Source organism: Cobetia sp. MM1IDA2H-1 (assembly GCF_002916775.2).
In the GTDB taxonomy this organism is placed as follows: Bacteria; Pseudomonadota; Gammaproteobacteria; order Pseudomonadales; family Halomonadaceae; genus Cobetia; species Cobetia marina.
In genome coordinates this window covers 1956718-1974858 of the sequence record NZ_CM133225.1, presented here as the reverse complement: position 1 = coordinate 1974858, position 18141 = coordinate 1956718, and the positions used below count along the sequence as shown (strand labels likewise).

General features: G+C 61.1%; 15 protein-coding genes. 2 read left to right on the top strand and 13 right to left on the bottom strand.

Annotated features, from left to right (window positions below; genetic code table 11):
* Positions 1-18: 18 nt before the first annotated feature.
* The 8 genes from BOH68_RS08405 to BOH68_RS08370 all read right to left on the bottom strand — a co-directional run bounded on the left by BOH68_RS08405 (position 19) and on the right by BOH68_RS08370 (position 10343).
* Positions 19-2247, bottom strand: coding sequence for an alpha-galactosidase (locus tag BOH68_RS08405; RefSeq protein ID WP_077376318.1), 2229 nt, complete (start codon positions 2245-2247; stop codon positions 19-21).
* Positions 2248-2291: 44 nt separating this feature from the next.
* Entirely contained in the window at positions 2292-3248 is a 957-nt protein-coding gene (locus BOH68_RS08400) for an SMP-30/gluconolactonase/LRE family protein (RefSeq protein ID WP_077376321.1), read from the bottom strand.
* 40 nt (positions 3249-3288) lie between these two features.
* A complete protein-coding gene (locus BOH68_RS08395) occupies positions 3289-3903 on the bottom strand; it encodes a 2-dehydro-3-deoxy-6-phosphogalactonate aldolase (RefSeq protein WP_077376324.1) in 615 nt (204 codons plus the stop codon).
* A 28-nt stretch (positions 3904-3931) separates the two neighbouring features.
* Entirely contained in the window at positions 3932-4927 is a 996-nt protein-coding gene (locus BOH68_RS08390; protein ID WP_077376327.1) for a 2-dehydro-3-deoxygalactonokinase, read from the bottom strand.
* Positions 4924-5721 (bottom strand): SDR family NAD(P)-dependent oxidoreductase, encoded by a 798-nt coding sequence (locus tag BOH68_RS08385; RefSeq protein WP_077376330.1) that lies wholly within the window; start codon positions 5719-5721, stop codon positions 4924-4926. The genes BOH68_RS08390 and BOH68_RS08385 overlap by 4 nt, the downstream gene beginning before the upstream one ends.
* 96 nt (positions 5722-5817) lie before the next feature.
* A complete protein-coding gene (dgoD, locus tag BOH68_RS08380) occupies positions 5818-6966 on the bottom strand; it encodes a galactonate dehydratase (protein WP_077376333.1) in 1149 nt (382 codons plus the stop codon).
* A 66-nt stretch (positions 6967-7032) separates the two neighbouring features.
* On the bottom strand, positions 7033-7758 hold the full coding sequence (locus BOH68_RS08375) for a FadR/GntR family transcriptional regulator (protein WP_167593009.1): 726 nt from the start codon (positions 7756-7758) through the stop codon (positions 7033-7035).
* A gap of 341 nt (positions 7759-8099) precedes the next feature.
* Complete coding sequence (locus tag BOH68_RS08370; protein WP_170877419.1) at positions 8100-10343, bottom strand: cache domain-containing protein; 2244 nt, start codon at positions 10341-10343, stop codon at positions 8100-8102.
* 399 nt (positions 10344-10742) lie between these two features.
* On the opposite strand from BOH68_RS08370, the gene BOH68_RS08365 reads away from it, so the two are divergent.
* The gene (locus tag BOH68_RS08365; RefSeq protein WP_077376342.1) at positions 10743-11024 is read left to right on the top strand and encodes a hypothetical protein; all 282 of its coding nucleotides are present in this window, start codon (positions 10743-10745) and stop codon (positions 11022-11024) included.
* Positions 11025-11178: 154 nt separating this feature from the next.
* On the opposite strand, the gene BOH68_RS08360 is transcribed toward BOH68_RS08365, so the two are convergent.
* Complete coding sequence (locus BOH68_RS08360) at positions 11179-11538, bottom strand: hypothetical protein (RefSeq protein WP_077376345.1); 360 nt, start codon at positions 11536-11538, stop codon at positions 11179-11181.
* Between the two features lie 229 nt (positions 11539-11767).
* On the opposite strand from BOH68_RS08360, the gene BOH68_RS08355 reads away from it, so the two are divergent.
* Complete coding sequence (locus BOH68_RS08355) at positions 11768-11941, top strand: DUF2970 domain-containing protein (RefSeq protein WP_077376348.1); 174 nt, start codon at positions 11768-11770, stop codon at positions 11939-11941.
* Between the two features lie 139 nt (positions 11942-12080).
* On the opposite strand, the gene BOH68_RS08350 is transcribed toward BOH68_RS08355, so the two are convergent.
* The 4 genes from BOH68_RS08350 to BOH68_RS08335 form a co-directional block, all read right to left on the bottom strand.
* Positions 12081-12635: a DUF934 domain-containing protein gene (locus BOH68_RS08350; protein ID WP_077376350.1), complete on the bottom strand. Its 555-nt coding sequence runs from the start codon at positions 12633-12635 to the stop codon at positions 12081-12083.
* The gene (locus BOH68_RS08345) at positions 12628-14280 is read right to left on the bottom strand and encodes a nitrite/sulfite reductase (protein WP_077376353.1); all 1653 of its coding nucleotides are present in this window, start codon (positions 14278-14280) and stop codon (positions 12628-12630) included. Before BOH68_RS08345 ends, BOH68_RS08350 begins: the two co-directional genes overlap by 8 nt.
* Before the next feature lie 232 nt (positions 14281-14512).
* Positions 14513-16984 carry a putative bifunctional diguanylate cyclase/phosphodiesterase gene (locus tag BOH68_RS08340; protein WP_077376356.1) on the bottom strand — a complete coding sequence of 824 codons (2472 nt, stop codon included), beginning with the start codon at positions 16982-16984 and terminating at the stop codon, positions 14513-14515.
* Complete coding sequence (locus BOH68_RS08335; protein WP_258038296.1) at positions 16974-18104, bottom strand: ABC transporter substrate-binding protein; 1131 nt, start codon at positions 18102-18104, stop codon at positions 16974-16976. Before BOH68_RS08335 ends, BOH68_RS08340 begins: the two co-directional genes overlap by 11 nt.
* Positions 18105-18141: the final 37 nt, after the last annotated feature.

Sequence of the window (18141 nt, the reverse complement as noted above, 5' to 3'; positions counted from 1 at the left end):
GATAGCTGGAGCACAGGCTCAGTCAACGTCGTGTGCCGCCGTCAGGTGGATCAGGATCGCCTGTTCCGGGTCGAGCACCGGCAGGGCAAGCCCGGTACGCATCAGCATCTCGCCACTGGCGACGACGGGCTCCCCCGAGAGCTGGGCCTGCACCCAGGCCGGCAGCTGCTTCATGCGGCGTTCGGGATGTTCCGGCAGTTCCAGCAGCTCGAGTCGATAATGCTGCCCGGCGATGAGCCCTGCCAGCGGCTGTGGCGCAGGTACGGCGTGGCGTGGCATGGCCAGCTGGCTGATGCAGTAAATCGCCTCTTCACCGTCCTGGCTGACCACGCCATGTGCATGCTGGCCGTCATCCAGGCAGTCCAGACGCCAGCTCACGCCGCCATGCAACAGCCCGCGCAATGCCTTGTAGCGCTCGATCCAGGCGCGCAGCTCCCCACGCTCGCGTGGCGCGAGCTGGCTGACGTCCAGTTCAAGGCCCAGGTGACCGAACAGGGCCGTGGAGGCACGGAAGGCAAGGGAGGTACGCCGCGACGTGGTATGTGCATGCTCCGGCCCGATATGAGCCCCGAGCAGCTCCGGTGGCAGGAAGCGACTGGCACCGCGCTGGATGTGCGTTCTCTCATGCGGGTCGTTGCAGTCCGAGGTCCAGACGCGATGGGTGTGGCGCAGAATGCCGTGGTCGGTACGGGCGCCCCCCGAGGCGCAGCTCTCGATTTCCACCTCAGGGTGCGCCTGGCGCAGACGTGCGATCAGCGCATAGAGCGCTTGTACCTGAGCATGCGCTGCAGGCATGCCGCGACGCTCGCCGGACTGGGTCGCGGCGTGGGTGAGGTCGCGATTCATGTCCCACTTGAGATAGCGGATCGGGTAGTCGCTGAGCAGGGCATCCAGTCGCGCAAACAGATAGTCAGTGACGTCAGCGCGTGTGAGATCCAACACGCATTGATACCGCCCCAGTGGCTGTTCACGGCCTTCCAGCGCCAGTATCCAGTCGGGATGCGTGCGAAAGAGCGCGCTGTCCGGATTGACCATCTCGGGTTCCACCCACAGACCGAATTCCATGCCCCGGGCATGGACGGACGCGATCAAGGGCCCCAGCCCCTCGGGGTATTTGCCCTGATCCAGGTACCAATCGCCCAGCGCTGCTCGCTCACCATCGCGGCCCACGAACCAGCCATCGTCGAGCACGAAGCGTTCCGCGCCGACGTCACCAGCAGCGTTGACCAGCTCCTCCAGCCGCTCGGCGTCGTGATCGAAATAGAGGGCCTCCCAGGTGTTGACGTGGACCGGGCGAGGCTTGTTCGGCGTCGGCCAGTCAAGTCGTGCACGCAAGGTACGATGCATGCGCTGACTGGCGCCATTGATGCCCGTGTCCGACCACGCCATGACGACTTCCGGCGTGGTGACGCTGGCACCGGCGGCCAGTACCTGCTCACCGGGCAACAGCAGTGCGCCCAGCTGCAGTTGCGTGCTGCCATCGAACTGGCGCTCCACCAGCAGTCGATGGTTGCCGCTCCAGGCCAGGTGCGCGCTGATGACCTCCCCGGACTGCTCACTGAAGCCCTCGGTACCCACGATGAGGGAGGGCACGCGCTGGTGAGAGCTGCGCCCGCGGCGATTCTCGAGCGTGAAGGTGCCTTCACTCAGGGCGTGGCGTGTCTCGGTGAACTCCTGGACCCAACGGCCACCGAAGCTCAGGCACTGCTCGAAGCGGTTCGGCAGTGGCAGGCAGCAGGCCGCCAGCCACTCGAGGCGATAGTCGGCCGTACCAGGATTGCGCAGGGTGGTGGACTGACGCAGAACCCCCTCGATGGTGAGCGTGAGTGACAGCAGAACTTCCAGCTCGCTCGTGGCATCCGCCAGTGTCAGCTGGGCATGCGCGCCCAGTGAATCGGTCGAGCACGCCACCTCACTCAGTCGCATGTCGGTGAGCCAATCACGCCCATCACGGTCACCGATCAAGGCCGGATAGCCCGCAAAACCAAGCCCGGCATCATTGAACAAGGTATTGGGCGGCAGCTGATCGAGGCTTGCCTGGGGCGTGGCAGCAGCGCTCATCAGGCGGTGCTGGGCTGGCGTGACCGGGGCGATGCGCCCCAGGTGGGCCAGCTTGAGCAGGCCATCGGCGAGATCCAGCTGCAGCTGGATGCCGTCGGCGCTCAGGCTCAGCCATTGCTGTTGGGGGGACCATGTCGCGTCGGGCGTTGCCGAAGGTCGGGTGGATGGGGCGTCTGCGGTCATCATGAGAGGTCCAGAAATAAAGAAAGATCAGAGACGGAATGGCAGTGTCAGCCCAGCACCAGCGGCGGTTCTGCCAGTCCCTTGAAGCCGTGTGCTGACAGGTCCAGCGCGAAGAGATCACCATCACCCGCCGCATGATCCGGCGTGGCCATGCCCTCATGCGCCGTGGTGATATACAGCGTGCTCAGCCCCTCACCACCGAACAGCGGGCACGAGGGCTGGCTGACCGGCAGCGTCACATGGGCGATTTCCTTGCCGCCATGATCCAGCCTTGCCACGCGGCCGGCCCCCCAGAGCGCAATCCACATATGGCCGTCGGCGTCGATCACGGCGCCATCCGGGCCGCCGCCACAATCCTGCAGATCGGCCCAGACTTCGGGGGCGTCGTATTCACCTGCCGCCCCTTCACTTGCTGACCCTTCACCTGCTGATTTGAGTGGCCAGCCATCGGCGTCCAGCGTCCAGCGCATCACCTGACCGGTAACGGTGTCAGTGAAATAGGCGAAGCGGCCATCCGGCGAGAAGCACAGCGCATTGGGGATGCTCAGGCCCTCGAGGACGCGGGTCAGCTCACCGCAATGCAGGCGGTAGAGGCTGCCAGCCCCGGTCTCGGCGTTGCAGCCCATGCTCGAGAGCCACAGACTGCCGTGGGTATCCACTCGAGCATCATTGCTGCGTGTCGCTGGCATGGCGTCCGCCTCGAAGGGCATGACATCCTCCACGGCGCCTGTCTCGGGGTTCCAGCGTGACAGCATGCCTTCGCCGACCAGCAGGTAGTCGCCTTCAAGGGTGAGCGCCGCATAGGAGGTGCGGCGCGCAAGCTGAGTGATGACGTGGTCACTGCCATCCGCGGCCGCGTGATGCAGCTCGCCGGCGAGGATGTTCAGCCAGCGCACTCGCGCAGGCAGGGTGGTTGACGCGGGTGTCCAGCCGGGGCCTTCTCCCAGCTCGCAGTGGCTGGCCACGAGGCGCTCAGCCGTGCCCAGGCAGGTCGATCGTGTCATCCGTTACTCCTCGTGAATCCTGTGGGAGAGCCGCCGGGGCTCAGTCGGCGGCCGTCCAGGCGGAGACCAGCTTGCGTGCTCGTTCACCGACGTCAAAAGCCGTCAGACCCGGCGTGTAGATGGCCGTTCCCAGACCTGCACCATGGACACCCGCCGCACGCCATTGCGCGAAATTGTCACTGCCGATGCCCCCGACGGCGTACAGCTCGGTGCCTGTGGGCAGCACGGCCAGCATCGCTTTCATGTTGACGATACCGACCTGGGTCGCCGGGAAGAGCTTGAGGCCTGAGGCACCGGCGGCGAGGGCCGCGAAGGCCTCCGTCGGCGTGACGATGCCTGGCATGGACACCATCTCGAGTCGGCGACTTTCGCGAATGACCTCGACATCGGCATTGGGCGACACGATCAGCCGACCACCGACGCCATGCACGTCCCGCACCTGCTCCGGCGTCAGGACGGTGCCGGCACCGATGAGGATCTGGCCGTCATGGGCCGTCGCACAGTGCTTGACCAGCGCCGCGATGCTGACCAGCGGCTGGGGCGAATTGAGCGGGACCTCGATACGGGTGATGCCCGCCGCGATGATCTCGTCGGCAATCGCGATGATTTCCTGCGGCGTGACGCCGCGCAGAATGGCAACCAGGGGAAGGCTCATGGAAGTCTCCAGGGGGAAGATGGGGGTGTCAGTCAGTGGCGAGGCGTGCCTGACAGGCGTGATGAATGCGCCCGAGCCCGGCCAGAATCATGTCGGCATTGGCGGCCAGGCTGACGCGATAGTCCAGATGCTCGAGTGCGATCCGATAGCGCTGGCATAAGGTGTCATCACCGATCAAGGTGATCAGCGACCCTTGCGGCTGCAGGCATGTGGCACCGGCCAACTCAAGGCCCAGTACCAGACCGGAAAGCCGCGCACCCAGCAAGGCCGCGCGCGAGGCCTCATCATCGAGGCGTTCATCGAGCAAATCCCGCGCACGGATGCCGAACAGCGCCGCCGTCATGCGCGCCGGTTCCGCCATGGCCGCATCGATGCCTGCCAGAAATGCCTGACGCTGTGGCTCATTGGCAAGATCCCCTCCCGCCACGGAGTGCTTGAGGACCGAATCCTGACTGAGCAGCTTGTAGAGTTCACCGCTCATGAAGGTGGTGAAGCCCGTGATCGAACCGTTCTCGAGCTGTGCCCACTTCGCGTGGGTGCCGGGCAGGCAGACGGCCCCGCTATAGCCCGGCTGAGCGGCGACCAGACCCGCCAGCTGTGTCTCCTCGCCGCGCATGACATCAAAGGCCGGCTGGTGCTGACACAGCCCCGGCACGATGGTGACGGCGATACGTCTGTCGCGCGTTGCCACATGGGTCAGCTGCTCTGCCAGGCCAGACAGGACATCGATGGCAGGGGCTTGCTCACCCGGGACCGGAAGGTAGGCCGCTTCCACCCAGCCCTGGCGTGCGCCCGCCATGCCGCAGATCAACACCGGCATGCTTGAGTTAGAGTCCTCGGGCAGCCAGTCATTGATCACCACCCGCAGGACATCCTCGAATTCATCGCTCGCCAGACCCAGCATGCCGCGGGCACTGCTTGCCTGGGCGATGATCCGGTCCTGATCATCCAGCGCCCAGGCACGCAGATTGCTGGAGCCCCAATCCACGGCGATCCAGGCGGGGAGGGCATGGACGGCGCTCACACTCGACCTCCATCCACGACCATCGGTTGGCCGGTCATCATGCGTGAGGCGGTGGAGGCCAGGAACAGACAAGGATTGATCATGTCCTCGACCGGAATCGCTTCCTTGAGGCACTGCTGGTCGATGCACTCGTTCAAGTCCTTGTCATTGACCCACAGCTCGCGCTGACGCTCCGTCATTACCCAGCCCGGAATCAGACAGTTGACGCGAATGGCGTCTGGCCCCAGTTCACGCGCCAGCGCCTTGGTAAGCCCCATGATGCCGGACTTGGCGGTGACGTAGGTGGGATAGCCCCCCAGCCCCAGCATGTAGCTGTTGGAAGACAGGTTGATGATGGCGCCGCCTCCCAGTGCCCGCATGTCAGCCGCGACCGCCTGAGCGGTGAAGAACTGGGGACGCAGGTTGGTGGCGATGGATTCATCCCACTGCTCCACCGTCCATTCCTCCAGCGTATGGCGAGTGTCGCGGGCCGCATTGTTGACCAGAACGCCTATCGGGCCATGGGCCTCGCGCGCCTGTGCAACAGCCGCCTGCAATGCCTCGATATCCTGGATGTCGCAGCGGATGAACAGGGGGCGATTGGCGTATCGGGCCTCCATGGCGTCACAGAATTCGCTGGCATCGGACAACCCGACGAAGGCGACCTTGGCACCCTGCGCCAGGAAGCCTTCGGTCAATGCGGCACCGATACCCGAGCCTCCGCCGGTGATGAAGACGCTGGCACCTGCGAGGTCCGGGTAGCGAAAGTCCGCGAAGGCGGGGAGTTCAGTATGGGGTGATGCGGTACGGGTCATGATGAGTCCCTTCTGCAGCGTGACAGACCTTCGGCTGAGAGCCTGTCCTGGCATGGCGTCTGTGTTGTCAGTGTGTACGTTGCGGCTTGCTCGGCATTACCACTCAGCGACGGAGCCGTCTTCGTGGGTCCAGACCGGATTGCGCCAGCGATGCCCGACCTTGGCACGTTCCTCGACGAAGGCTTCGTCGATCTCGACCCCGAGCCCCGGGCCCTGGGGAATGGCGCAGAATCCGTCCTTGATCGCCAGCGCGTCCTTGTCGACCAGGTAATCCAGGACGTCGTTGTCCTTGTTGTAGTGGATGCCCATGCTCTGTTCCTGGATGAAGGCGTTGTGACACACCGCATCCAGCTGCAGAGAAGCCGCCAGCGTCAGCGGGCCCAGCGGGCAGTGCGGTGCCAGGGCCACGTCGTAGGCCGAGGCCAGCGTCGCGATCTTGAAGCCTTCACTGATGCCGCCGCAGTGGGAGAGATCCGGCTGGATGATGTCGACCATGCCGTCCGCCAGCAGGTCACGGAACTGGAAGCGGGTGTGCAGGCGCTCGCCGGTGGCGATCGGCGTCGCGATGCCCTCGGCGATATGCTTGAGCGCGGGCAGGTGCTCAGGTGCCACCGGCTCCTCGATGAACATCGGGTGGAACTGCTCCAGTTCCCGCAGTAGCGCCTTGGCCATCGGGCGGTGCACGCGGCCATGGAAGTCGATGCCGATCCCCACGTCAGGGCCGACCGCATCACGCGCTTCGGCGACACGCGCCACGGCGTCATCGATCTTCTTGTGGGAATCGACGATCTGCATCTCCGGCGTGCCGTTCATCTTGAAGGCCGTGAAGCCCTGGTCGACCAGCGCCTTGGCACCTGCGCCGACCTCTGACGGGCGGTCGCCGCCCGTCCAGGCGTACATCCGCATCTTGTCGCGCACCGGGCCGCCGAGCAGCTGATGCACGGGCACTCCCAGATCACGCCCCTTCAGGTCCCACAGGGCCTGGTCGATGCCGGCGATCGCGGACATCAGGATAGGGCCGCCGCGATAGAACCCTGCGCGGTACATGACGTTCCACAGGTGCTCGATGTTGCGCGGGTCCTGGCCGACCAGATAATCCGACAGCTCGTGGACCGCGGCTTCCACCGTGGCGGCGCGCCCTTCGATGACCGGTTCCCCCCAGCCATAGCAGCCCTCATCGGTCTCGATCTTGAGGAACAACCAGCGTGGCGGAACTTGCCAGGTCTTGAGTCGAGTGATTTTCATGTCGAGATTCCTTGGGATGACGCTCGTATCGAGCTTGGAAAGCATTGAAGAAGGAAAAGTCGTGGGTCAGAAGCGCGGCGTCTCGAGGCGCGGATGATCAAGGCCGAATCCGAGATCGCGCGCAGCCGTTTCCAGCACGCGCTCGGCACAGGTACGCGCCATGTCCGGTTGACGCAGGCGGATGGCTTCCATCACGGCGCGATGTCGCTCGAGACTGGCACGGTGATGGGCCTGGTCGTGCTGTTGTGCCGCCTGCTGGGAGGACTCGATCAACTGGCTGATGGAAGGGCGCAGCAAGCTACCCAGCTGGGCCCACACCAGGTTGTGGGTGGCGCGGTAGATGGCCTCGTGGAACGCCACGTCAAATTCGCTGTGTGCTGCCTGCTGCTCGTCATTGGCGGTCGCGACCATTCCCTCGAAGGCGCGCTCCAGCCTTGCGAGGTCCTGGGCGTTGGCCTTGGTCGCCGCCAGGGCGCTGACATAGGGCTCGACGGACAGGCGGAAGGCGTAGATCTCACGCATCAGGGCAGGGTTGATGCCTTCCAGTCCGCTGATCCAGTCGCTCATCAGTGGATCCAGCAGTTGCCATTCGCTCATCGGCCGCACCAGGGTGCCACGGCCGGCAGTGCGCTCCAGCAACCCGGCCCCCACCAGTTGGGCCAGTGCATTGCGCAGCCGGTTACGGCTGGCATCGAAGCGCTTGCAGAGGTCCATTTCACGCGGGAAGTTGTCGTCTGGCTCGAACTTGCCGGCCAGAATTTCACGCGCCAGGCAGGCAGCGATGGCTTCCATGCTGGCTACGGGCTGTCTGGAGCCCGTCATGGCCGGCGACAGTGAATCTTTCTGGCGAGAGGAATCCTGATCCGGCGCTGTATCGCTGGAAGTCTCAGAGAGTGGGTCTGGGCGAGAGATGGTCACGCGAGGCCTCGTGGCTGACGTAGTGCGCAGGGCAAGCTACGGTAAATGTCTGAATGAACCTTAATAAATGTCAGACATTTGAACAAGCCTCAACGAATGCAACTTTGGTCGTTGCCGGCAAGCCAGGTCGCCGTGGGAGGTGGGGAGGGGGTATGCCGAGACTTCGGGCAGGCCGCTGGGATCGGTCGACTCCCCTCAGACCTTGCCATCAATCATCAGTCATCAGCGATCAGCTGATCGATGTGATGTCGCCAGTCCTTGAGTGACTCATCACCGGACAGAAGTCTCTGTCGGGTGACGAGTTCCGCGTCTGTCTCGAAGGTCCTGAGTACATTTCTCAATTGCTGCTGAGTGGCTGGAGTCAGCACGGGAACGCTCGAGGCTTCCTCGGTCTCGTCTTCCAGGACCACGAAGTGGCCAGGGGCCAGATGGAACACCTTGAGCGGGTACAAACAGGCATTCAGATGGGGACCGAATTGCCGGTCCGTAGTGAGAGGGGACTGCGTCCCGACGAGCTGGAGATGGTGAAGCGTTATCCCCTGCACAGTGACATGCCCTTCATGCAGCAAGCCTGCCAGCAAGGTCTCCAGCAAGGCACGGTTGAAGCAACCGGTCGTCTGGTCACGCCATTGGTCCGCATGGCGCTCGATCTGACGCGGGCCAGGAATCGCGCTGCGTGGCTCGGCCCTGGGGATCGGCTTGCGGGTCAACACCCTGCGTGCCGCCTGAAGGATGTCCGGCGCAAAGGGTTGGTAGGCGCAATGCTCGATTTCACTGATGGCCTCCGCCTGAGTCAGGCCCGAGTATCTCACCAGCTCCAGGACCTGGACGACCAGCGCCAGGATCGCGGGACTGGCAGACCGCGAAAGCAAGGCTGCCTCCGAGCCCGTCTGGCGGTAAGGCATGTAGTGCTGGCTTTCACTCAGCAGGCTGGCCTCCAGAGGCGCATTGAGCGCTTCTCTCAACACTCGGCTGCCGATATCCGCCTGTTGACGCAACAACTGTTGTTGATCGAACTGAAGCTGCGCCATCGGCTTGAGCAGCGTGTCGGGAAGTGTCAGTCGGCCCATGTCATGGAGCATGGCCGTGCGCTCCAGTGCGCTGATCTGCGCCTCTTCAAGCCCCAGCTCTCTGGCGATGGCCGTCACGTATTCGGCGACGATGAGGTCATTGCCTTCACGCTGGGGGCAGCGTCCATTGCGAATCATCTGCAGGGTATTGATCAGCCTGTCCTCACCGCGCTGCTCAAGCTCGTTTTCCAGACGCCCCATGCGTTGGCGCATCTGACGCTGACGGGTGCGGGATTGCCGGAAGAGGGCATGACCGATGGCCAGGAACAGCAGCAGGCAGGCACCGAGGGCCAGCAGGAGATGCCAGCGCTCCAGACGACTTTTCTCCTGCATGATGTCCGCGTGGGCTGTCAGGGCCGCATTGTTGATGTCGCCCATGTAGACCCCACTGGCCACGATCCATTGGAAGGGCGGATACAGCGCGGCATAGGTCGTCTTGTCTTCTTCAGGCCCCTCACGGGAGCGGGGGAAGCGGTAATCGAAGAAGATGCCACTTCCCTGCAGGACACCCTCGAGTTCGGTCTTGTAAGGCTGGCGTCCACTGCTGTCCCGATGCTCGGTAGAGAGCAGCGTGCCTTCGGTGCCGGGCAAGAGCGGGTGAATCAGGCGACGGGCGTAGCCGGGGCCGCCCGTCGGATCCAGAATTTCATTGATCCAGACATAGCGACTCTCTCCCTTGTCCAGGCTGGCATGCAGGGATTGACGAAGCTCGTTGGCGACCAGGAATGCCACCATCTGCGGGTCGATATGAATCAGGGTCCAGATGGTCGAGGCGGTGTTGCGAAGACGTCGAACCTCACCATCCTTGCCCAGACCCTGCTGGCTCGGGATGGCGAAGATCAGGCCAGCGTCCGTGCCGCGCAGGAAGTGAGGACTGTCATTGCTCGTGTGCAGGCGCAGATTGAGTTCGGTGGACCACCAATCCGGATAGAGATTGCTGGGCAATTGAACGATATCGATCCAATCCGGGTTGATGCGAAGATCAGGGAACTGACGCAGGAGCTCGGTACTGATATAGGACCGATCTCGACCGGTAAGGTGGGTGATTCCCAGGAAGGGGGCCCGCATCGTCGTCATCATCAGTCGCTGCAGACGATGTTCGTAATCTCGATGCCGTGAGGCAATCACGCCGAGCGTCTGCTCGACCAGCAGGCTTGCCTGCAGACGCCTCTCGCTCGTGATGAGGTCACGCGTGGAGGCCGCATGCAGCGCTTCCATCTCGCGACTGTCTCTTTCGAGAATGATCAACACCAGGCCAAGCACCACGCCTGAGAGCGCTACCAGCCCCAACCAGTGCCGAATCGAAAGGCCGGCGAATTCTCGCGTGGCGTCAAGGAAAGTCCGCCCTGGTGGTGTGTTGTCTGAGGAAAGATCATTATCCTTGATCATCAGATACATCATCCGTGTATTTTTCGTACACTGAGGATACACCACAACGACAAAGCGTTCGTTGCTTGTCGATCACGCACCGAGCGTCTGGTCAACGCCATGCCCAACATGGGGAGATTGCCTGGGAATTGCCGTCTCAAGGTGGCGGGTCTGCGTCCCTTGCGTGCTTGCTAGCATGGTGGGAAATGGGCATGATGACAGGCGCTTTCTTCATGGCTTTCAAGAAGATATCACTTCCCTGGCGGCTTTCTTCCCAAGGGGTTGCCTCCTGATTCCGTTACTCCCCCCATGTTGCCGATATGACATTGCAGAAGCCTTGGGCATAGTGTGATATTTTGCTGTCTTGAATGTTTCAGCCTCTCTTCTTGTTGTCGACAAGATCAATAGTGGAAACCATGCATGAACCGACATGATGAAAAGGTCATCGCAAGCGCCCGCAAGCAGCGTGCCTTGTTTGATGAACTTGAAAAGGCATTGGCTGAAGAGTTGAACGCGCTGGATCGTCCCTCGACTCCCCCCGCCACGTCAGAAAGCAGCCCCCAGGCAACGGACCCGGCTGAAGCGCGTGAGGCTGAATTCAATGCGCGTCTAGAGAGCCTGATCGCGGAATTCGGGCTGGATCGTGAAACGGCACATGCCTGGCTGTGCGATCTCAGTGAGTTCCAGACACGGGCAGACTGATGTCATCCATGGTCCCTGCCTGAATCGTCACACTCCATCCTCACGGTGCCAGTCTCCTTGCCATCGCCAGAGGCACTCTTTCGCTGTGCATTTCTGGCGTGATCTCTCCCCCGGCACATTGCGTGGAGACCGGGGGAGGCTCCTGTCATGCGAGTCAGATCTCTTCCCAGATGGCATCCTGCAATTCTTCATTCAATGTCTGCAGTCGCTTCATGCGAGTCAGCGCATGCTCGGTGACATCCTCGGCGAGTTTGCCAAGCAATTCAGGTGAGGTCCGAGCCTCCTGCCAGTCACCTGCCAATAGCGCCTGAGTCATCTCAAGACCCTTGAGTTGACAGAGCTGAATGAAGGCCAGTTCCTGCTGATAGGCCTGCAACCCCAGCGACCAGAAGATCTGCTGGCATCGCATCCAGGGGGCGAGAGGGTGCACGAGATCATCGGGACGGTTCATCCAGGACAGCGGATGTGCCGTCAAGGGTTTGAAAGCCAGAGATGGCACGACGGAAAGTTCCATGAGGATAGCTCCTTCAGCGGCTGGATAATGCACTGGAAGCTGCTGTCTTGTGTCCCGTCCGTGTCATGATTCACTGGTATTCGAGCAGATTCTGGCCAATAGTGAATTCAGGTCCGCATGTGACGCGAAAGGCAGCATCACCTCATCGTAGTTGTCCGCAGGGGTTGCCGCCACGCCTTGCAGCGTTGTTCCACCACCATATTGATATGCGTCATTCTGGGAGGTGCTCATGATCAACGAAGTCAAATCCGTGCTTGCTGCATTCATCGGCGTTCAGAAGGAAGCCAACCGCAAACGTGACTTCGAGCATGGTCATGCGCTGGACTTTCTGGTGGTAGGACTGGTGATGGCTGCCCTGTTGGTAGGGGGCATGGCGTTGCTGGCCACGGTGATGGCGGCGTGACCTGTCGATAGGCATCGATACCATGATAGAGACCGATACCTCGACAAGGTCTGCAACGAAAGATGTGACCTGAAACGCAAAGGCCCCGTGAACTGGTGTCATCCAGCTCACGGGGCCTTTCATTGGCTAGTCGTCAGGGTTACCAGCGACGAGAGAACAGCGGACTCGTCTGATCGATACCTGTCTGGTAACTCACGCTGAAGATGGACAGCGCGTACAAGGCATCTTCCACATACTGGTCCGAGCGCAGCTGGAAGGCGTCGATGCCACAGCGGCTCATGTAATGCAGCTGATCGACCAGCACATCGCCAATGGCACGAATTTCGCCCTGGAAACCATACCGCTCTCGCATCAGGCGGGCGAGGGTATAGCCACGGCCATCATTGAAGTTGGGGAAATCGACTGCCAGCAGCGGTGCAGTGGCAAGTGCTTCTCCCAGCTCCGGTGTCAGCTCGGTATCGCTGGCAAGCCAGGGGCCAAGCTGGTCAGCCACTTCACCTGCGTCCACCAGCGCCTGCCAGTGTGCCAGAGGCAGCAGGGCAGGTTGCTGGTAGCTTGGCAGGTTACCGTCTTCATCAAGGCGCACGACCTGCCAGGCGTCCTCGGGGACCAGCTGGTTCTGACGGATGACTCCGCCTTGACGCTGATCAGTCAATTCACGTGCTGACGTCATTTCCGCTGTCACCTCAGGCATAGACCCGCTCCTTGAACGGCTTCATGCCGATGCGGTGGTAAGTATCGACGAAGACCTCATCTTCCAGTCGCTGCTCGACATATACCTGCAACACCTTGTCGATGACGTTCGGCATGTCCTCGGCATTGAACGACGGGCCGAGAATCTTGCCGATGGTCGCGTTGTCATCACTGCGGCCGCCAAGCGAGACCTGATAGAACTCCTGGCCTTTCTTGTCGACACCGAGAATGCCGATGTTGCCGACGTGGTGGTGGCCGCAGGCGTTCATGCAACCGGAGATGTTCAGATCCAGCGGGCCGAGATCATACAGGAAATCGAGGTCTTCAAAGCGATCCTGCAGTGCCTGGGCGATCGGGATCGACTTGGCATTGGCCAGTGAGCAGAAGTCACCGCCAGGGCAGCAGATCATGTCGGCCAGGGTGCCAACGGTCGGGTTGGCCATGCCCAGCGCGTCCAGCGCCTTCCAGAGATTCTCGAGCTGATCGACCGGCACATCTGACAGCACCAGGTTCTGCTCGTGCGTCACACGCAGTTCACCGAAACCGTACTCTTCCGCGAGGTCGGCCACGGCGTCCATCTGATCAGCGGTGACATCGCCCGGCGCGAGTTCACGGCGCTTGAGTGACAAGGTCACGGCCTTGTAACCCGGGACCTTGTGGCCGACGACATTGTTGGTCACGAAACGGGCAAAGGCCCGGTTCTCGCTGCGCAGTGTCTCGTAGGCCGCAATCGCGTCCTCGCCGACGGCACGACGCGCCGGTTCCGGGAAGTACTCGGTCGCCTTGGCAACCGCCGAGTCTGTCAGTGTCTCGGGGCCATCCTTCAGGTGTGCCCATTCTTCCTCGACACGACGGCGGAACTCCTCGATGCCCAATGCCTTGACCAGGATCTTGATGCGCGCCTTGTACTTGTTGTCACGACGGCCCCACTGGTTGTAGACGCGGACGATGGCGTCAAGATAGGTCAGCAGGTGCTGCCAATCGAGATCTTCCCGCACGACATCGCCGACCATCGGGGTACGACCGAGGCCGCCACCTGCCAGCACGGTCGCCTTGACGCGACCATCCTCGCCACGTGTCAGGCGCAGGCCGATATCGTGGACCTGGATCGCGGCACGGTCCGCGCTGGCGCCGGTGACGGCAATCTTGAACTTGCGCGGCAGATAGGCGAACTCCGGGTGCAGGGTGGACCACTGACGAATCAGCTCACACCAGGGACGCGGATCCACTGTCTCGTCTTGCGCGATACCGGCGAACTGATCCGTGGTGGTATTGCGGATGCAGTTGCCGCTGGTCTGGATCGCATGCATCTCGACTTGGGCCAGCTCGGCGAGGATCGCCGGGACATCTTCAAGCTTCGGCCAGTTGAGCTGCAGATTCTGACGCGTGGTGAAGTGACCATAGGCACGGTCATAGCGACGGCTGATGGCAGCCAGTGAGCGCAACTGTGCAGCGCTCAGCATGCCGTAGGGAATGGCGATACGCAGCATCGGTGCGTGACGCTGAATGTAGAGGCCGTTCTGCAGGCGCAGGGGACGAAATTCTTCCTCACCCAGGCGGCCGGCCAGATAGCGGTCCATCTGGTCCTTGAACTGAGCTACCCGCTCGTCGACCAGGGTCTGGTCGTAAGTGTCATACCGATACATGTCAGGGGTGTCCTGCGGTCGGGCATCAGGTGGGCGACCACTGATGCGAGTCTTGTTGATGCTGCGGTCACCTTACTCCCTATCTTTTATTCTTTAAAAGAATAAATAATCATACTTTTCGATGATAGGGTTATGAAGAAGATGCCATGAGTGTGCCTACGGCAAGAACGAAAGAAAAGGCCAGAGGCTGCAATATGCGCGTCTGGCCCTGGATGACATCATGTCGCTGGCGTCAATCCACGTCACGGCCCGTGCCTATCTGGCCGTCGCGGTTCTGATCGTCGGGTGTCGCCGCCCGAAGAAGACACATGCGGGTTTCACTTGACGATGAATACCGGGCATTGAAGGCCTGCAGGGGCATCGGACGCGCGAAGTGATACCCCTGGAAGGCGCGCACTCCCATGGCCCTGAAGATCTCTGCCTGACCCCGTTCCTCGATTCCCTCCACGACGACCTGCATGCCAAGCGAATGCCCCATGTCGACGATGATGCGTGCAAGCTCCCTGTCTCGCCGGCTTGTCTGTACGTTTATCACGAATGAGCGGTCGATCTTCAAGGTGCCGAAGGGCAGGTTGTGAAGATAGGAAAGGCATGAAAAGCCAGTACCGAAATCATCCAATGACAGATTCACGCCCAGCTTGCGAATCGCCTCCAGCTGAAAGCGCAGGCTGTCCTCATTGTCGAGCATCAGATTTTCGGTCACTTCGATGATCAGCTGCCGAGGATGTATCAGATGGCGTTCGATCAATGATTCGAGCTTGTGCAGCAGGCTCTGATCCCTGAACTGCATGACAGAGGCATTGACGGACAGGTAGCGAGTCTCGATACCTTGCTTTTGCCATTCACTCAAGATGACGGCCGCTTCTTCCAGTACCCAGTTTCCGATATCGATGATCTGCCCCGTCTTCTCCGCTGCCGTAATGAATTCATCGGGCCCAATCAAGCCAAGGTCTGGATGATGGATACGCACCAGTGCCTCCGCCCCCAGCAATGTTGGTGCATCGAGATCAGGACTTTGCGCCTGGAAGATGGGCTGCAGGTAAAGGCAGAGCCAACCTCTGGTCAGGGCCTCGCGAATCAGACGCTCCTTGAGAAACAGTGGCTCACCGTCCTCCAGAGCGCTGTCCCGTACACAGAGTCGGTACTGGTTGCCTCCCTTGTGCTTGATATCCATGACAGTGCGCTCGAGCAGGCGCATCAGACGACTGGGTGTCTCATCATCCTGGCAAACTTCAAGTCCTGCCTTGCTCAGACTGAGGTTGATGGGCTCCCCCACCTTGAGAAGCGGCGTCGAGAAGGCCAGTTCAATCCGACGCGCCAGGGCGCGCAATTCGCTTGTGTCACAGGTCATGACGAATTCATCTCCGCCGGAGCGACCCATCCAGGCTGGAGTGCAACTCTTCAGACGTTCTCCAGCTTCCTTGAGCAGGATGTCGCCGTCGACAGGGCCGAGGTGGTGATTGATGCTGTGAAAACGATCGATATTGACCAGCAGCAGTCCGAAGGGAGCCCCGCCATTGATGAGTGTCTGAAGGTGTGAGTTCAGGGCCAGACGATTCGGCAGCTGTGTCAGCGGGTCGATCAGCTCATGCTCCAGCAATCGCTTCTGGGTCCGCTTCAATTCGGTAACGTCCGACAACAGCATCATGGTGCCGCGTTCGCTGTCATTGGTAGCCGACGGGATGACCACCTGTACCTGCCGGTCCTCTTCGTAGAGGCATTTGAGGGTCATCACATGGTTCTCGCACGCGTCCCCCTTGCGAAGCGCCGAGCTGATGCGATCGATACAATGAGTATTCTGGCCGATGATCAAGGTATCGAAGGGCGATCCCACCAGTTGCTCTCGCTTCCACCCCGTTACCTCGAGCATCCTCTGGCTGACATCCAGCACCGTACCGTGAGCATCAATCACCAGGAGCAGTGCAGGGGTGTCGCGATAGAAATGCTGATAGCGCTCTTCGTTGTCACGCAGCGCCTCCATCATGATGAAGATGCGCTCGCCCAGGCTATTCAGCTGTGCAATGACCTTGTTGATCTCTCTTGAGCGCGTGAGCGGGATCCTGCGAAATGCCGTCTGCGGATTCTCCAGCTGACGCATGCTGGCGATCGCCCGGTTGAGAGGGTTCATCACGTAGCGTTTCAATTGCCAGGAAACGATCAGCAGAACGCAGATGATGATCGAGAGTGCGATAACGAACAGCAGCGCTCCTCCCTGGTATTGCTTGGCAAGCAAGGGAGCATTGGTGCTTTCCATCTCCAGTCGCCCCACGACCTGCGTCACGAGAGAATTGCGATAGACCAGCTCCTGGGAATGTATCATCGGGTCCAGGGCGTCGCCCGGCTTGGTGATCTCCTCGACGAGAGTGCCCTCATGGTTGTAGTAGCGCACTGCATGCACGCTGGGGTGACTGCTCAGCGTTTCCAGATAGGCGTGAATGACATCGTCATCGAAGTTCCAGATCGCACTTGGCAGGGACAATACCGTGATGTTCATCATCTCTTGATGATCTTCGTGCATGTGCTCGATGGTTTCACTTGAATACAGTGAATAACCCACGACGCCGCTGACTGCACAGATCAACAGGATGAGGGGCGCCAGCACGCGCAATATCCGCCAGCGCAGGGGCGAGGCATCGTGGCCCTCATGACCCTCATGCACCTCTGTCGTGTCGTGAGGCCTGTCCTGTGTCTCGTCATTGCGCATGGCGGCGTGCTCCCTGATGGACGGCCGTCAATGCACTCGGTGCTGCAACGCTGGACGATGAAGCGGCATGAGCGGGCATCGGAAGGAAGGGAGAGGCATCAGGGGGAAGTGTCGCGACCTCATTGATCAGATGATCCATCGGTTGCAGGGCAAGGACTTCCAGAGGAATCCTGTCCAGAAAGGCCTCCGGGTCCCCAGCCAGCGCGATCCCCATGGTGTAATAGCGAGTGCCGATATCACGTGCCTGAAGGCTTCCTTGTTGTACCGCGGCGAGCAGGACCAGTGACCAGGCGGTCGCCAGGGCGCCCCCGCCAGCACTGACCTCCATCTCTCCTGAGCGCAGGTGATCGATTCCGGCACGGGTCCATCCCATGCCAGCCACGACGACATCCTTGCCCGGGCGAAGCCCATTGTGTTTGAGGGCATCAATGGCCGCGATGCCCATCAGGTCATTGGCCGCCCATATCATGCGAAGGGGGCGGGCATCTGTTTGATGTCTCAAGTAGCTTTCGACCTTTCTGTAGGCATCCTCATAACTCCAGTTGGCCTGAAATATCCGATCCAGGGACAGATGGGGGGCTCTGAGAAGCGCGTCCTGTACGCCGCGCACCCGGAGTCGTGTCGCCTCATCATGCAGCCCTCCGACAAGAGCGATGCCTCGACCATCCGACTTGCCATGCAAGACGTCATGGCGATTGATGAGCGCCACCATGCTGTCGTGCCCCCCTTGCTGATGATCAGGCGAAACGCTGCCCAGCCAGTAGGGATATCGGCCAAGTGGCTTGCCCAACGCTCTGGCCTGGCGGGGGGTCAGGCTATTGACGATGATGATCATGGGCACGCGCACGGCATGGCTGATCTCGATCAATGGAACCGCCAGTCCATGGTTGTTGGTGGTTATCAATAGATCCGGAGGGCTCTCTCGGTTCAATACCTGCTTTCCCATTCGAATGAATTCGTCGGTGTTGCGTCTGGCACTGAAGACTTCCAGATGCATCCCCAGGGATTCAGCGGTCGTCGAGGCAGCGATGATCGCCTGGGCCCAGAACGTTTCCGTGGAATATCCGGGATTCAGAAACACGACCTGCTTGATGGGACGCAAGCTCTCGGCCTGAGTCATCGTTGAGATGGACATCAATGCCAACAGGGTAAGGGCA

What these genes read in the sequence shown, in the direction of transcription:
- BOH68_RS08405 (WP_077376318.1), bottom strand. Translation starts at nt 2,247, where the DNA reads ATGATGACCGCAGACGCCCCATCCACCCGACCTTCGGCAACGCCCGAC.
- BOH68_RS08400 (WP_077376321.1), bottom strand. Translation starts at nt 3,248, where the DNA reads ATGACACGATCGACCTGCCTGGGCACGGCTGAGCGCCTCGTGGCCAGC.
- BOH68_RS08395 (WP_077376324.1), bottom strand. Translation starts at nt 3,903, where the DNA reads ATGAGCCTTCCCCTGGTTGCCATTCTGCGCGGCGTCACGCCGCAGGAA.
- BOH68_RS08385 (WP_077376330.1), bottom strand. Translation starts at nt 5,721, where the DNA reads ATGACCCGTACCGCATCACCCCATACTGAACTCCCCGCCTTCGCGGAC.
- dgoD (WP_077376333.1), bottom strand. Translation starts at nt 6,966, where the DNA reads ATGAAAATCACTCGACTCAAGACCTGGCAAGTTCCGCCACGCTGGTTG.
- BOH68_RS08375 (WP_167593009.1), bottom strand. Translation starts at nt 7,758, where the DNA reads ATGGAAGCCATCGCTGCCTGCCTGGCGCGTGAAATTCTGGCCGGCAAG.
- BOH68_RS08370 (WP_170877419.1), bottom strand. Translation starts at nt 10,343, where the DNA reads ATGATCAAGGATAATGATCTTTCCTCAGACAACACACCACCAGGGCGG.
- BOH68_RS08365 (WP_077376342.1), top strand. Translation starts at nt 10,743, where the DNA reads ATGAACCGACATGATGAAAAGGTCATCGCAAGCGCCCGCAAGCAGCGT.
- BOH68_RS08360 (WP_077376345.1), bottom strand. Translation starts at nt 11,538, where the DNA reads ATGGAACTTTCCGTCGTGCCATCTCTGGCTTTCAAACCCTTGACGGCA.
- BOH68_RS08355 (WP_077376348.1), top strand. Translation starts at nt 11,768, where the DNA reads ATGATCAACGAAGTCAAATCCGTGCTTGCTGCATTCATCGGCGTTCAG.
- BOH68_RS08350 (WP_077376350.1), bottom strand. Translation starts at nt 12,635, where the DNA reads ATGCCTGAGGTGACAGCGGAAATGACGTCAGCACGTGAATTGACTGAT.
- BOH68_RS08345 (WP_077376353.1), bottom strand. Translation starts at nt 14,280, where the DNA reads ATGTATCGGTATGACACTTACGACCAGACCCTGGTCGACGAGCGGGTA.
- BOH68_RS08340 (WP_077376356.1), bottom strand. Translation starts at nt 16,984, where the DNA reads ATGCGCAATGACGAGACACAGGACAGGCCTCACGACACGACAGAGGTG.
- BOH68_RS08335 (WP_258038296.1), bottom strand. Translation starts at nt 18,104, where the DNA reads ATGACTCAGGCCGAGAGCTTGCGTCCCATCAAGCAGGTCGTGTTTCTG.